This is a genomic window from Pseudomonas sp. RSB 5.4 (assembly GCF_037126175.1).
Taxonomy (GTDB): Bacteria; Pseudomonadota; Gammaproteobacteria; order Pseudomonadales; family Pseudomonadaceae; genus Aquipseudomonas; species Aquipseudomonas fluorescens_H.
On sequence record NZ_CP146986.1, the window covers coordinates 1082501 to 1097550 of the forward strand.

Here is a 15050-nt window from a genome sequence, read left to right on the forward strand (position 1 = left end):
GAAGGGCCATCGCTCAACGGATAAAAGGTACTCCGGGGATAACAGGCTGATACCGCCCAAGAGTTCATATCGACGGCGGTGTTTGGCACCTCGATGTCGGCTCATCACATCCTGGGGCTGAAGCCGGTCCCAAGGGTATGGCTGTTCGCCATTTAAAGTGGTACGCGAGCTGGGTTTAGAACGTCGTGAGACAGTTCGGTCCCTATCTGCCGTGGACGTTTGAGATTTGAGAGGGGCTGCTCCTAGTACGAGAGGACCGGAGTGGACGAACCTCTGGTGTTCCGGTTGTCACGCCAGTGGCATTGCCGGGTAGCTATGTTCGGGAAAGATAACCGCTGAAAGCATCTAAGCGGGAAACTTGCCTCAAGATGAGATCTCACTGGAACCTTGAGTTCCCTGAAGGGCCGTCGAAGACTACGACGTTGATAGGTTGGGTGTGTAAGCGCTGTGAGGCGTTGAGCTAACCAATACTAATTGCCCGTGAGGCTTGACCATATAACACCCAAGCAATTTGACTACTCGAAAGAGCATCAGATTGCGGTGTGTGAAGACGCAATGAACCGAAAGTTCGCGATGCTCACAAGACACCTGTATCACATACCCGATTTGCTGAAGCGAGGCCAACAGGTCGCGAGTCAGTACCCGAATTTCTTGACGACCATAGAGCGTTGGAACCACCTGATCCCATCCCGAACTCAGAAGTGAAACGATGCATCGCCGATGGTAGTGTGGGGTTTCCCCATGTGAGAGTAGGTCATCGTCAAGATTAAATTCCGAAACCCCAATTGCGAAAGCAGTTGGGGTTTTGTTTTGCCCGCAGGAAAGTGGTTTGATCGCCAATTCAGGTGCTAACTGAGTGTTTTTGCCTCGATCTGGCGTGAAAGCCACGCACGACTGTAGGCAAGAACACGCCTGGCCATGTCAGTCGGGAAATGGATAAAGCCATGGGCGGAAGAGGGCAGCAGATGTACTTCAACCGGCGCAGAATGCTGCCAGCGCTCAGCCAGTTCGAGCGTGTCGTCGCGCAGCGGATCCAGTTCACCGGTGAGCATCAGTGCCGGCGGCAACCCGCTGAAGTCGCCGTACAGCGGGGAAAGCGGTGCCTGTCGGCGTTGCTCATCGCTCAATCCCGGTGTCAGCAAGCGCAGCGCCTGGGCCATGCCCGGGCCGTCGAGCACCAAAGTTTCAGCAGTTGCTGCGTGCACGCTCGGAGTACCCGCGAGGTCGTAGACACCGTAAAAAAGCAGCGCACCGCGGACCCGCTGCAGCAAACCGGGTGATGATTTGAGCGCCAACAGCGTTGCGGCGGCCAAGTGCGCGCCCGCCGATTCGCCGACAACGATCACCGGCAGGCCGGCGAACTCTGTGCAGACGTCGCTCAGCAGCCAGCGAGCGGCGCAGAGGCAGTCCTTCATCAGCCCCTCAACCGGCGTATCGACCGCCAATCGATAGTCGACCGAGACCACGGCGACATTGCAGTCCTTGACCATGGCGATGTTGAGGTCGTCGTTCATCTGTGCATTGCCAATCACCCAGCCGCCACCGTGGTAATCGAGCACCACGCCTTGAGCGTTTCCTTGCGGGCGGATGATTCGGACGGGCACCGAAGCACCTTGCGAAAAAACCACTGTGTTCTGCGCTTGAAGGTCATGTTTGACCGGCTTGTCCGCGCTGACAATCTGACTGGCACGCAGCAGCCCTTGGACCAGACGTGGCGTCAGTCGATTGCGGATGCGAAACCGTGGCAGCCAGGCGAGCTTGCGGTTAAAGCGTTGCATCTGCGCCAGATCACTGTCGCTGAACTCAAGCGTGTTATTGGCCAAATTCCTTCCTCGAGTCAGGGTTGTTGCGCAGGATCGAAAAATTGCGCCTCTCAAACCGTGGCGATAACTGCGTCGCGTCGGTCTGCCAATGTCTCCGGTACTGCCAGCCACAACAGCACAAACGCCAGCCCGGCAATCACCGCCAGGGTCAAAAACGCCGCGTTGTATCCGGCCTCTTGTAACACAATCCCCGCGACACTACTGCTCAATGCCGCGCCCAGGCCAAACACGGTCGAAAGGGCGCCGAGGCTGATGTTGAAGTGTCCGGTGCCCAGGGTCAGGTCTTTCACTACAACCAGGAACAGCGCGCCGAAGATCCCCGCGCCGATGCCGTCGAGCATCTGTACCGCCACCAGCCAGTAAGGATCCGCGGACAAGGTATAGAGCACGCCGCGCAACGGCAGAATCAGGAAGCCTGCGAGCAGCAGCGGCTTGCGTCCCCACTCGGCCTTGGCCCCGACCAGCAACGCGACCGGCACCATGACCAGTTGCGCGGCGACGATGCAGGCCGAAGTCAGTGGCGTCGCCATCTGCAGATTGACCTGCGCCAGTTTCTGGCTCACCAGTGGCAGCATCGCCGCGTTCGCCAGGTGGAAGAGGGCACAACAGATGGCGAACATCAGCAACGCCTTGTTGGTCAGCAGCACCGCCAATCCCGAAGGCGCCTTGGCGTGTGTAGCGTCGCTGGGGTCTAGGCCTCGCGCGAGATCATGGTTGATCGCGTTGGCATCGACGAAGCTCACGGCAATCACACTGCATAGCGCCATGACCGCCATCAGATAAAACACCGCCACCGGCCCGAACAGGTAGGAAAAACCACCGGCAAGCAGCGCCGCGCAGGCGTTGCCGGCATGGTTGAAGGTCTCGTTGCGTCCGGTGCGCCGAGTGAACGCTCGTGGGCCGGTGATGCCGAGGGTGATCGCCGAAATGGCCGGGGCGAACACCGACGCCGTGGCGGCGCTCAAGGCTTGAGTAATTGCCACCAGACTGAAGGAGGTGACGAAGGGCAACACCAGACAGCTGCCGGTCACCAGTAACGCGGCAACCGCAATCACCGCCCGCTTACTCCGGGTGTTGTCGACGAGGGCCCCGGCGGGTGTCTGGGTGACAAGCGCAGCGATCCCGGCGAGGATCATCACCAGCCCGATGCTGGCCGGCTCCCAGTGGTGAACCGCCAACAGATAAATCGCCAGATACGGCCCGAGTCCGTCGCGCACATCGGCGAGGAAGAAGTTCAGGCTGTCCAGCGAGAGGTTGTTGCGACGATCGTTATGAGTGACCACGCTGGCATCTTCAATAAACGAGGTTTGGCGAAATGCCTCAACCTCCGCTAAGTCAGTGACTAGTCGCCCGCGGATTTAGTTTCGTGCAGGGTGCAGGCGCCAGGCTCGAATCGCTCGACGTTCTCCCGAGCAATGGCAACCCGAAAAGGGTCAAGCCAATACCGAACAGGGCGCTGACACTCAGCGGATCGTCGAACTGCAGCCACGCCCACAGCAGCGTCACGGGTGGCGTCAGAAACAGTGCGCAACTGATGCGTTGCATGCTGAAACGCTGCAGGCAAAGCCAGTAAAACCCATAGCCGCCGAAGGTCGAGAAAATCACCAGCCACAGCACGCCACCGGCGAAATCCGTACTGATGGGCGGGCGCAGTTCACCCTCGACACCGGCCAGCAACGCAAACAGCGGCACCACGGCACACACCTGAATGAACAGCGCTGTAGTGACCGGCATTGCCACGCCGGCGCGGGCTTTTTCAAACAAGGTGGCCGCCGCCAGCGACAGCACCGCCAGCAATGGCAAGCTGTAGACCCACAGCGTCGCACTGGCCCATTCGACACTCGCGGCGCTGGCCAGCAGCATGCCGATCACACACAACGCCAAACCCAGCCATTGCCAGCCGCGCGTGCGCTGACCCGGGACGCTGCCCGCCAACAATACAATGGTCAGCGGCAACAGATTGGCAAACAGTGACGCGGTGCCCGGCGTGACGCCAAGTTGAATCGAGGCAGCAATCGGTCCGATGTAGCCACCAATAGCAAACAGCCCCAGCAGTGCCTGATGCATCACATCCTTGCCGCGCAAACCGCGCAAACCGCGCAAACCGCGCAAACCACGCAAGCCAGCCCAGGCGAAGGGCAGCAACAGCAACGCCGCCAGCATAAATCGCCACAACGAGGCCAGGTACACGCTGCCCTGATCGGCGATGTAGCGATAACCGATGAATCCGGAACTCCAGCTGACCACCATCGCCATCAGCAAGCAAAAATTCAGCAGTGAAAATCGAATCGGCATGACGTTCATCGAATGGCACCTGACAGAGGGCTGAGTTCGATGATATGAATCAACCGCTGATGCATTCAAACGATACGATTCGCACCACTGATGCAGGAATTCTCAAGCATGGCCGAAGCCCTTGATATCGAACTGTTGCGCACCTTTCAGGCGATCGTGCGCTTCGGGCAATTTCTCGCCGCCGCGACTTTCCTCAACAAGAGTCCGTCGGCGGTCAGCCTGCATGTGCGGCGTCTGGAAGCGCTGGCGGGCGGGCGATTGCTGGAGCGCGATAACCAGACTGTCAATCTCACGCCGCTGGGTCGACGCTTTGCCCTGCAGAGCGCCGAACTGTTGCGCCATCACGATCAATTACTGGCCAGTTTCAGCACACCGCTGGCAAGCGGGCGGGTCCGCCTGGGGATTTCCGAGGAGTACGCCGGCGCGGTGCTCGGTTGTACGTTGCCGCACCTGTCGGCAGATTTTCCGCACATCGAGCTGGAAGTCGAAACCGGTGCCAGCGGCCGTCTGAGTACGCGCCTGGAGCGTGGGCAACTGGATCTGGCGTTGCTGGTGGTCGTCGCCAATGCGCCGCCATCGACGCGTTGTGCAAGGATGCTGGGCCTGACCCAGCCAGTGTGGGTCGCCGCGCACAACTACACGCAGGATCTCACCCGGCCGGTACCGCTGGCGTTGCACGGCAAGGGTTGTCCTTATCGCAGCGTTGCCGTGGATGCATTGAGCGAGCAGGGTCGGCGGTGGCGCGCAGTGATTGTCAGCGCCGGTGCGAGCGCGCTGGAAACAGCCATCGAGGCCGGACTGGCGGTGGGCATTGTTGATCGTGCGCAAGTGCGACCCGGCATGCGGGTGCTGAGCAGTGAGGAGGGTCTTCCCGAGTTGCCGCTGCACGAGTTGCGCCTGATGCGGGCACCGGGTGAATTGAGTGAGGCGGGGGAGGTTTTGGTGCGTTTGATCGGTGACGGCTTTGTGTTGTGAGGTGTTGATCGACGGCAGCCCTGGGCAGGGCCGCCGTCAGTCATCGCATCAGTTTATCCGCGGATGCTGCTGCACCAACTCCTTGCGCTTGGCTTCCAGCTCGGCAATTTCGGCGTCGATGTCTTCGATTTTCTGCTCGATGTTGTCGTGGTGTTCCTTGAGCAGTTCCTTGGCTTCTTCAAGGTCCGACGCGGCCGGTGCGGCGCCGCGCAGTGGCTTGTTGGCGGTTTCCTTCATGGTCACGCCGGTGATCAGGCCGACCACGGCAATCACCATCAGGTAGTAGGCCGGCATGTACAGATTGTTGGTGCTTTCCACCAGCCAGGCCACGGCGGTCGGCGTCAGGCCGGCAATCAGTACCGAGACGTTGAACGCGGCGGCCAGTGCACTGTAGCGGATGTGCGTGGGGAACATTGCCGGCAGGGTCGAGGCCATGACGCCGATGAAGAAGTTCAGCAGCACCGCGAGGATCAGCAAGCCGGAAAAGATCAGGCCGATCTTGCCGCTGTTGATCAGCATGAACGCCGGAATCGCCAGCAGGAACAGGCCGATGCTGCCGACCACAATGAAGGGTTTGCGGCCGATCTTGTCGCTGATAAAACCAATCGCCGGCTGCACGAATAGCATGCCGACCATGATCGCGATGATGATCAACACGCCACGGTTTTCGCTGTAGTGCAGGTTGTGCGACAGATAGCTCGGCATGTAGGTCAGCAGCATGTAATAGGTGACGTTGGTCACCGCCACCACACCGATACAGGTCATCAGGCTGCGCCAGTGTTTGGTCGCAACTTCCTTGAACGAAACTTTCGGACCGCCCGCCAGACCTTCGCGATCACCTTCCTCGAGTTTCTCGACATGCTGTTGAAACGCCGGTGTCTCTTCCAGAGCATGACGCAGATAAAGGCCGATCATGCCCAGTGGCAGCGCAAGGAAGAACGGCAGGCGCCAGCCCCATTCAAGGAATTTCTCTTCGCCGATGATCGTCGAAATCAGCACCACCACACCGGCGCCGAGGACGAAACCGGCAATCGAGCCGAAGTCCAGCCAACTGCCGAGGAAGCCGCGTTTACGGTCGGGCGCGTATTCGGCGACGAAGATCGACGCGCCGGTGTATTCGCCGCCGACCGAGAAACCCTGAGCCATTTTCGCCAGTAACAACAAGATCGGCGCCCAGATGCCGATCGACTCGTAGGACGGAATCAGGCCGATGGCGAAGGTGCTCAGCGACATGATCACAATGGTCGCGGCGAGGACTTTCTGGCGTCCGTACTTGTCGCCCAGGGCGCCGAAGAACAAACCACCCAATGGACGGATCAGAAACGGCACCGAGAAGGTCGCCAGGGCAGCAATCATTTGCACGCCAGGATCGGCGCCGGGGAAGAAGATCTTGCCCAGCGCGTAGGCGACGAAGCCGTACACGCCGAAGTCAAACCATTCCATGGCGTTGCCCAGTGCGGCGGCGGTGATCGCCTTGCGCATCTTGGCGTCGTCGACAATCGTGATGTCTTTCAATCCGATGGGATTGACGGTGTTTTTCCTTGATTTCATGCGGGTCACTCATAGCTGATCGGATTCGCTGCCATTGTTTTGCTGGCATAGGCTCTTTCCGTCAGATACAAGAAGACACGAAAAAATTCACTGCTCAGGGCATTTTTGTCGCTCGCCTGTGCCGATGCCCGGCGCAACGCGGCCGCCCACACGGCGGCGATTACGCAAAAGCACAAGACGTCAGGCTGAAAACCCGGATAATGGCCGCCAATTCGTTTCTGCTCTCTGGTAAACCCGCATGGAAATCAAGGTCAACTTTCTCGACAACCTTCGACTTGAAGCCAAGTTCGACGACTTCACGGTGATCGCTGATCAGCCCATTCGCTACAAGGGTGATGGCTCGGCACCGGGGCCGTTCGACTACTTCCTGGCGTCGTCGGCCTTGTGCGCGGCTTACTTCGTGAAGCTGTACTGCGAAACCCGCAACATCCCGACCGACAATATTCGCCTGTCGCAAAACAACATCGTCGACCCGGAAAACCGCTACAACCAGATCTTCAAGATCCAGGTCGAATTGCCGGCAGACATTTCCGAGAAGGATCGTCTGGGCATCCTGCGTTCGATTGATCGCTGCACGGTGAAGAAGGTTGTGCAGACCGGCCCCGAGTTCGTGATCGAAGAAGTCGAGAACCTCGACGCCGATGCGCAAGCGCTGCTGATGCCGCACTCGACCTCTGAAGCGGGTACCTACATCGCCGGTAAAGATCTGCCACTGGAGCAGACCATCGCCAACATGTCGGGGATTCTCGCCGATCTGGGGATGAAGATCGAAATCGCCTCGTGGCGCAACATCGTGCCCAACGTCTGGTCTCTGCACATCCGCGATGCGCATTCGCCGATGTGTTTCACCAACGGCAAGGGCGCGACCAAAGAGGGCGCACTGGCCTCGGCATTGGGCGAATTCATCGAGCGCCTGAACTGCAACTTCTTCTACAACGACCAGTTCTGGGGCGAGGACATCGCCACCGCCGAGTTCGTGCATTACCCGAACGAGCGCTGGTTCAAGCCCGGCCCGAAAGATGAACTGCCGGCAGAGATTCTCGACCAATACTGCCTCGACATTTACAACCGCGACGGCGAGCTCAAGGGCTCGCACCTGTTCGACACCAACTCCGGCAACACCCAGCGCGGTATCTGCTCGCTGCCGTTCGTGCGCCAGTCGGATGGTGAAGTGGTGTACTTCCCGTCCAACCTCATCGAAAACCTGTTCCTGAGCAACGGCATGAGCGCTGGCAACACCTTGGCTGAAGCACAGGTGCAGTGTCTGTCGGAGATCTTCGAGCGCGCGGTCAAACGCGAAATTCTCGAAGGCGAAATGGCTTTGCCCGACGTGCCGCAGGAAGTGCTGGAGAAGTACCCAAGCATTCTCGCCGGGATCAAAGGGCTGGAAGAGCAGGGCTTCCCGGTGCTGGTCAAGGACGCGTCGCTGGGCGGTGAATTCCCGGTGATGTGCGTGACCCTGATGAACCCGCGCACCGGCGGTGTGTTCGCCTCGTTCGGCGCGCACCCAAGCCTGGAAGTGGCGCTGGAACGCAGCCTGACCGAACTGCTGCAGGGCCGCAGCTTCGAAGGCTTGAACGATCTGCCGCAGCCGACTTTCTCGGGCCAGGCAGTGACCGAACCGAACAACTTCGTCGAACACTTCATCGACTCCAGCGGGGTGGTGTCGTGGCGCTTCTTCAGCGCCAAGTCTGATTTTGAATTCGTCGAATGGGACTTCTCAGGTCAAGGCGAAAACTCCAACGCCGAAGAAGCCGCAACCCTGTTCGGCATCCTCGAAGACATGGGCAAAGAAGCCTACATGGCGGTCTACGACGACCTCGGCGCCAATGCCTGCCGGATCCTGGTGCCGGACTACTCGGAAATCTATCCGGTGGACGACCTGATCTGGGACAACACCAACAAGGCCCTGCAATTTCGCGCCGACATCCTCAACCTGCACAGTCTGAGCAAAGTCGGCCTGCGCAACCTCGCTCAAGGCCTGGAAAACAGCGAGCTGGATGATTACACCGACATCACCACGCTGATCGGCATCGAGTTCGACGACAACACGCCGTGGGGCAAGCTGACCATTCTGGAACTGCGCCTGCTGATCTACCTCGCCCTGCAGAAATTCGAGCAGGCCAAGGATCTGGTCGAAGCCTTCCTGCAGTACAACGACAACACCGTCGAGCGCGGCTTGTTTTATCAAGCGGTAAACGTGTGTCTGGAAATGGAACTGGACGAAGACCTGGAACTGGCCGACTACGAGGCCAACTTCCGCCGCATGTTCGGCGACGAGCGCATGGACGCGGCGATTGGTTCGGTCAACGGCAGTGTGCGTTTCTACGGCCTGACGCCGACCAGCATGAAGCTCGAAGGGCTGGATCGTCACCTGCGTCTGATCGACAGCTATAAGAAGCTGCACGCGGCGCGGGCTAATGCGGCGGCGTTGAATCGCTGATAGCACACGATCACTTTTGCTGAGTAAACCTGTAGTGAGGGGATTTATCCCCGATGGCGCGCGAAGCGGGCCCGGCTTCTTCAACCGATCAAGAAGCGGCCTGCTGCGCAGTCCATCGGGGACAAATTCCCTCGCCACGGGTGAGTGTTCTGGGGACATGGAGATACAAGGATGGAAGAGAAGGTCGTGAAGTCGAAGCTGGTCAACTTTCTGGTGGCTGACGTCGAGGTGGATTACGAAGGTGTCGGCGATTTCTATGATGTTGCCGGCAGTGGCCATGTCAGCGCGTTGGCCGGTGTGCTGGAGGGGTTCAAAGAGGTGTACGGCGGGCTGTGGGTCGGCGGCAAAATGACCCTGACCAATACCGCTGTGTACCTGAATGCCAACGCCATGAACCGCATGGTTCAGGACGGCACACTGGACATCAGAGTGCCGCTGGGGATGATCCGCAAGGTCACGCTTGAAGGTGGCTTCATCACCAAAATCGTCTGCCTGGATACGGATGCTGGCAGCATTCTGTTCCGTTGTTATGGGGCGAAGGACATCGTTGCACTGATCGAAAAGTCGATCCAGCCACGGGTTTCGACAGCGGTGCTCAAGCGCGGTGTTTAGCCGTTGGTCTATTGCGGCGCCAGATCGCCGTACCAATACGCCGCCGTCACACCCCCATCCATCAAGAAATCGCTACCTGTAATAAACGTGCCTTCCGGCCCCATCAACAACGCACCGACCGCGCCGACTTCATCCGGCGTGCCACCGCGTCCGGCGGCGCTGAGGTCTATCATGCGCTGGTAGCCTGGACCACGCGGGCCGCTCAGTTCGTCGCGCGCCAGTGGGGTGAAGATGATGCCCGGGCTGATGGTGTTGACCCGCGCCCCGCGCTTGCCCCAGCGTACGGCCTCGGCCATCACCCGCAAGGAATTGCCGCGTTTGGAGATCTGGTAGGCGTGCAACGGATCCCTGATCTGATCGGCCTGCAGCATCGGTAACGCCAAAAGTTCTTCCACCGGCGTGGTGGCCAGCGCCTTGTTCTGCTCGACACTCAAAGCCGGCAGGCGATGGCCAGACTGCGAGGCGATCACCACCGCCGAGCCGCCGTTGGCGATTACGTTGCCGAATTCCTCCAGTACCAGCGCCGTGCCATACAGATCCACCCGAAGAATCGTCGCGACTGGCGCCTGCGAGGGGGAAACGCCAGCGGCATGGATCACGCCGCTGATTTCGCCGATGGCGGTGGCGGTCTGCACCAGTGCCTGCACCGATTCGCGAGAGGCGATGTCGACAACCGTCGCGGTGACCTCAAACCCTGCATCGAACAGGACTTTGGCCGCCGCATCGGCGTTCTCCTGCTTCAGATCGGCCAGCACCACATGCTTGCCGGCACTGACCCGGCGGGCGATGGCCTGGCCAATAGAGCCGGGACCAATGACGACGATCACTTGCGCAGGATTTTTCATGGTGGGCAGCTCTTTTCAGATGATGCGTCACCTTATAGGGCGGCTCATTGCTCAACAATACGGCTTTGATTGCTAGGGCTCATGAGCAGAACTCATCAATTGCCCTCAGCGTTTGCACTGCGCCTGCACAACCTGGCAGGTGTTCGGCGTACCTCCGGAGCGGCTCGCGTAACGCATGCAGTTATTCAGCGATTTCTTGCGCGCCATGCTCAAGGTATCGCCCCAGGCCAGACCCCCTTCGCCGGAAGTGGGTACGGCTTTGGCGTAGCAGTTCGAACCGTTGGTGGCGTAGCGCTTGCTTGAACATCCCGCGGTCAGCGCCAGGGTGGTGGCGAGCAGGGTGAGCAGCAGCCATGAGGTGCATCGGCGTACGTTTGTTGCAGTCATCACGGTTCCCCGTTGGGTCAGGCGCATTGATTGCCTGTCTGTCAGGCGTTGGGCATTATCCAGCAATCGACATAAGGAAGCGTCCCCAATGCGTGCACCCACCCTACACCTGATGTGCGGCAAGATCGCCTCGGGCAAATCCACACTGGCCCAATCTCTGGCTGAGCAGCACGGCGCGCTTGTGCTCAGTGAAGATCAGTGGCTGTCGCGGCTGTATCCAGAGCAGATCAAATCCGTGGCGGATTACGTTCGATGTGCGCGGCAGATTCGCGGGGTGCTGGGGCCGTTGGTGATCGATGTGCTGACGGCCGGGGTGAGTGTGGTGCTGGATTTTCCGGCCAATACCGTGGCGGATCGGCAATGGCTGCGAGGGCTGGCGGATACTGCAAAAGTGCCGCATTGCCTGCACTATCTCGCGGTGGATGACGATACTTGCCGCGCCCGGCTGCATGCACGCAACGCGTTGGCGGAGCATGAGTTTGCCGCTTCGGATGCAGAGTTTGATTTGATCTCCAGCTACTTTCAGGTGCCGGAATCGGGCGAGGAGCTTGAGATCGTCATGCACCGAAATCGCTAGCAGGCTAGCTCCCACTTTGAATCTCTGGCAGCCGCCAATCCTGAGCTCACCGCAAAAAAACTGTGGGAGCTGGCTTGCCAGCGATAGGGCCGTGTCAGTCTCCATCACTTTGGCAGGCTCGCCCCAATCGCCAAAAGGCCAGTTCCCACAATGATCTCCACCGCCTGATCCACGGAGAGACTCGTGGTGTCGAGCCGAAGGATCGGCTGCGTCCAGGCTTCATATTCGTGATTCACAACAGAAGACCAGCTCGGGGGAGTCAGTCCCGTTATGTCTGATTGCCGATGCTCAACCCGACGACGATGCTCACGTCGATCCGAGCAAATCACTTCGATGTTGAGCAACGGCGCTCCCGAGCGAGCCGCGATGTCGGCCCACGCTTGCCGGCTTTCAGCGACCGGATTCACACAATCAACCACGACACTGTGGCCAGGACGCAGGTTGTTCACGGCCAGCTCGTTGGCGACCCGGTAACCGCTGGTACCGACATCATCGGCCAGAACCCCGGCGTTGCGGATGGCTTGTTCGATCGTGTCGATACGCAGACAGGTCGCATCCAGCCGGATCGCGAGTGATCTGGCGATCGTGGTCTTTCCGGTTCCCGGCAGGCCGCTGAAGACAATTAGCATTGGCAGTCCTTGTTCGCAGCGGCCCAGGTCGTGCGCAGAAGTGGATGAAGACCTGACTTACAACGCCCACATCCGAATCAGGGCAAATTGCAGATCCACAGTGACGCATGTCCGGCCATCCACCCATTCATCTTCGCGTAGACGGCGTCCGGTATTGGTTTCGCGCTCGCCTTTGGCGATGACCAGGACGAACAGGCGGGTAGGGCACTCGAAAGAGCGCAACCGATCAACATCGGCCCGCACCGACCAATCGCCTTCCAGGCACTTGGCCTGCGAGACATCGCCCAGACATTTGATTTCGGCGACCATCCTTGCCGCGCCGTTGTCGTCCAATGAGTACAGGTCCGCCTTGCGTCGGTCGCCTATCGGCAGATCCGTCCAGATCTCGACCTCATCTTCGAACCAGGCTTGCAGACTGATCTGGGCCTGAATCCAATGCTCGCGGCAACTATTGAGTTGCAGCACTTGCTCAAGATTCTTTTCCATCCCGCGAAAGGCGCGCTCGAACAAACCGAGCCATTGAGTGGTGTCCATTTCACATTTCCTGTGTCAGTCCATTTAGGGGGAGGGATTATGGACGGAATCTCCTTCAACCGAAAACTCCAGACTCATCACCGGCAGACATCATTCCTGTGGCCAACACAAACAACTGTGGGAGCTGGCTTGCCAGCGATGGGGCCGTGTCAGTCTCCATCCTTCCCGGCTGATCCACCGCCATCGCTGGCAAGCCAGCTCCCACAGGGTTATCTGTTGCTCCCGCAATTCGCGAAACAAACTGATCCATGACGGACAAAAAACGCAGCCCACGGCCCAATCGCGCAGGCATTTGCGTGCGCAGTCGTTCTGTCATATTCAGTATCAGTTGATTGCAGATATTAGCCAGCCCAACGCTAATTCCAATGAGGCTGCACTGTGTTCCAACGTCTTGTGTGTTCGCTGTCCGTTCTGAGCCTGTCCATCGCTGCTGCTCACGCTGCCGAGCCCGTCGCGCTCGACACGCCACGCCTGAAAAGTATCGACAACTTCCGTGATGTCGCTGGCCTCACCACCGCGTACTCCACGGCCCATGACGGCACGATGCGCGGCGGTGTGTTCTACCGTTCCAACGCGATCACGCCGTCGGCGGCGGATCTGGCGACTCTCAACAGCCTGGGCATCAAAGCCGTCTACGACCTGCGCACCCCGAGCGAAATCGCCGCCACGCCAGACACGCTGCTGACCGGCGCGACCTACCAGAACATCGACATTATCGGCAGCACCACCTCGGGTGCGAACATCACCACCGTGTCGTTCAAAAGCGCGGCCGACGCCATCGCCATGATGGAACAGACCAACCGTGCCTTCGTCAGCGATGCGGGGATGCGCGGCCAGTTCGGCAAGCTGTTCAACGAACTGGCCAGCACCGACGGTGCGCAACTGTTCCACTGCACCGCCGGCAAGGACCGTACCGGCTGGACCGCCGCTGTGTTGCAGAGCATCGCCGGGGTCGACAATGCGACCATCATGGCCAACTATCTGGCGACCAATGACTACACCGCCGCCCGCGTCGCCGCGACTCTTAAAGCAATGCCGCCAAGCATGGCCTCGGTCTACGCGCCGTTGCTCGGCGTGCAGGCAAGCTATTTGCAGGCCGGGCTCGATGAAGTCACCGCCGAATACGGCAGCATGGACAACTACCTCAAACAAGGCCTCGGTCTGTCGCAGGCAACTATCTACGTGCTGCGCGGCAAACTGGTTGAGTACAACAGCCTGCCGGGTCAGGCCGGGTTGATTGGCAACGCCGCTGCCGGTGCCGAATTGTTGCGCGAGTTGCAGAACACCAGCCTGTCCGGCACCTACAGCGCCTACAACTATTACCTGCAATCGGCGATCGACGCCGGCACCCTCGGCGGTGTTGAATCCCAAGTCGGCGGTCAGGTTCACGCTGACGCCGCCAGCTACCTGCTGCGCCAGAACGCAATGATCGAACAAGCCGCCGCACCCTACGCCAGCGGCTCCGATCTGAAAGTCGGCCAATACCGTTTGTGGACCACCGCGCTGGCCGGCTACCTCGGCACCGACGGCTCATCCCACGCCGAGAGCAGCAATGAACACAGCCAGGGCCTGATGGTCGGCGTCACCCAGCGCTTCTCCGAACAACTCAGCGCGCGCGGCGGTTTCGGCTACAGCAAAGGCACCGTCGGCGGCGCGGGTGGCGAGGCCGATACCGACTTCACCTTCTTCAACCTCGGCGCGCGCTACGCCTTCACCAGCCTGGAACGCGGCTTGTTCGTCGACGCCAACGCCAGCGCCGGCTACGTCGATTACGACAGCAAACGCGAACTGGGCGGCGGCCTCGGCACGGCCAAGGGCGACACCCACGGCAACCTCACCGGCGCGACGCTGGCGCTGGGTTACCGCGCACCGGTCAACGGCATGGTCCTCGAACCTAGCCTCGGCCTGCGCGTCAGCCACCTCGACCTCAAAGGCTTCAAAGAGAAGGGCAGCGAACTGTCACTCGACGTCGACGACAACACCGCCACCCGCCGCAGCGCCGTCGCCAACCTCAACGTGGCGTTCGCCCCGGTCGCGATGGGCGCCTGGCAACTGGTGCCGGGCGTGCAAGTTGGCTACGAACGCACGCTAGGCAACAACGACGTCAACAGCCAAAGTCACCTGCTGGGCCTCGACATCGAACAACGCGCCGCCTTCGACAACCGCGACCAGTTCAGCGGTGGCGTCAACCTGATGGCCAGCCTCGGCGCCGTCAGCGTCGGCGCAGAAGTCGGCGCCAGCGGCGGCGGTGACAGCCACGGTTTCAGTGGCAGCCTGAAGGCCAGTTACGCGTTCTAAAGAAGGGGAGGACTAACAGGTCAAGGATGACCTCAATCCTCAAGGCACCCCAAAAACAGAAGGTGCCCCCCCAACCTGTGG

General features: G+C 59.9%; 13 protein-coding genes and 2 rRNA genes (1 of these 15 cut by a window edge). 7 read left to right on the forward strand and 8 right to left on the reverse strand.

What is annotated here, in order from left to right:
- A 23S ribosomal RNA gene (locus tag V9L13_RS04615) occupies nucleotides 1-495 on the forward strand (it extends 2397 nt beyond the left edge of the window).
- 155 nt (nucleotides 496-650) lie between these two features.
- Nucleotides 651-766: ribosomal RNA gene (gene rrf / locus V9L13_RS04620) — 5S ribosomal RNA — on the forward strand.
- A gap of 82 nt (nucleotides 767-848) precedes the next feature.
- Here rrf and V9L13_RS04625 read toward each other — a convergent pair.
- From V9L13_RS04625 to V9L13_RS04635, 3 genes are all read right to left on the reverse strand, one after another.
- Entirely contained in the window at nucleotides 849-1778 is a 930-nt protein-coding gene (locus tag V9L13_RS04625) for an alpha/beta hydrolase fold domain-containing protein (protein ID WP_338802824.1), read from the reverse strand.
- Nucleotides 1779-1873: 95 nt separating this feature from the next.
- Nucleotides 1874-3106 carry an MFS transporter gene (locus tag V9L13_RS04630; protein WP_338801640.1) on the reverse strand — a complete coding sequence of 411 codons (1233 nt, stop codon included), beginning with the start codon at nucleotides 3104-3106 and terminating at the stop codon, nucleotides 1874-1876.
- A 52-nt stretch (nucleotides 3107-3158) separates the two neighbouring features.
- Nucleotides 3159-4127, reverse strand: coding sequence for a DMT family transporter (locus tag V9L13_RS04635; protein ID WP_338801641.1), 969 nt, complete (start codon nucleotides 4125-4127; stop codon nucleotides 3159-3161).
- 99 nt (nucleotides 4128-4226) lie between these two features.
- Between V9L13_RS04635 and V9L13_RS04640 the strand changes: the two genes are divergently transcribed.
- Entirely contained in the window at nucleotides 4227-5093 is an 867-nt protein-coding gene (locus tag V9L13_RS04640) for a LysR substrate-binding domain-containing protein (RefSeq protein WP_338801642.1), read from the forward strand.
- A 48-nt stretch (nucleotides 5094-5141) separates the two neighbouring features.
- Here V9L13_RS04640 and proP read toward each other — a convergent pair whose 3' ends face one another.
- A complete protein-coding gene (gene proP / locus V9L13_RS04645) occupies nucleotides 5142-6644 on the reverse strand; it encodes a glycine betaine/L-proline transporter ProP (RefSeq protein WP_003224336.1) in 1503 nt (500 codons plus the stop codon).
- A 238-nt stretch (nucleotides 6645-6882) separates the two neighbouring features.
- Here proP and V9L13_RS04650 point away from each other — a divergent pair, with 238 nt between their 5' ends.
- Together V9L13_RS04650 and V9L13_RS04655 are read left to right on the forward strand one after the other, a co-directional pair.
- Nucleotides 6883-9087 (forward strand): OsmC domain/YcaO domain-containing protein, encoded by a 2205-nt coding sequence (locus V9L13_RS04650; protein WP_003224337.1) that lies wholly within the window; start codon nucleotides 6883-6885, stop codon nucleotides 9085-9087.
- A gap of 171 nt (nucleotides 9088-9258) precedes the next feature.
- Complete coding sequence (locus V9L13_RS04655) at nucleotides 9259-9699, forward strand: hypothetical protein (RefSeq protein WP_338801643.1); 441 nt, start codon at nucleotides 9259-9261, stop codon at nucleotides 9697-9699.
- A gap of 8 nt (nucleotides 9700-9707) precedes the next feature.
- On the opposite strand, the gene V9L13_RS04660 is transcribed toward V9L13_RS04655, so the two are convergent.
- Nucleotides 9708-10544, reverse strand: coding sequence for an SDR family oxidoreductase (locus V9L13_RS04660; RefSeq protein WP_338801644.1), 837 nt, complete (start codon nucleotides 10542-10544; stop codon nucleotides 9708-9710).
- 105 nt (nucleotides 10545-10649) lie between these two features.
- On the reverse strand, nucleotides 10650-10931 hold the full coding sequence (locus V9L13_RS04665) for a hypothetical protein (RefSeq protein ID WP_045122746.1): 282 nt from the start codon (nucleotides 10929-10931) through the stop codon (nucleotides 10650-10652).
- A gap of 88 nt (nucleotides 10932-11019) precedes the next feature.
- On the opposite strand from V9L13_RS04665, the gene V9L13_RS04670 reads away from it, so the two are divergent.
- Nucleotides 11020-11508 (forward strand): ATP-binding protein, encoded by a 489-nt coding sequence (locus tag V9L13_RS04670; protein WP_338801645.1) that lies wholly within the window; start codon nucleotides 11020-11022, stop codon nucleotides 11506-11508.
- A gap of 104 nt (nucleotides 11509-11612) precedes the next feature.
- Here V9L13_RS04670 and V9L13_RS04675 read toward each other — a convergent pair whose 3' ends face one another.
- Entirely contained in the window at nucleotides 11613-12137 is a 525-nt protein-coding gene (locus V9L13_RS04675) for an AAA family ATPase (RefSeq protein ID WP_338801646.1), read from the reverse strand.
- A gap of 57 nt (nucleotides 12138-12194) precedes the next feature.
- A complete protein-coding gene (locus V9L13_RS04680) occupies nucleotides 12195-12671 on the reverse strand; it encodes a hypothetical protein (protein WP_338801647.1) in 477 nt (158 codons plus the stop codon).
- Nucleotides 12672-13049: 378 nt separating this feature from the next.
- On the opposite strand from V9L13_RS04680, the gene V9L13_RS04685 reads away from it, so the two are divergent.
- Nucleotides 13050-14969 (forward strand): tyrosine-protein phosphatase, encoded by a 1920-nt coding sequence (locus tag V9L13_RS04685; protein WP_338801648.1) that lies wholly within the window; start codon nucleotides 13050-13052, stop codon nucleotides 14967-14969.
- Nucleotides 14970-15050 lie beyond the last annotated feature (81 nt).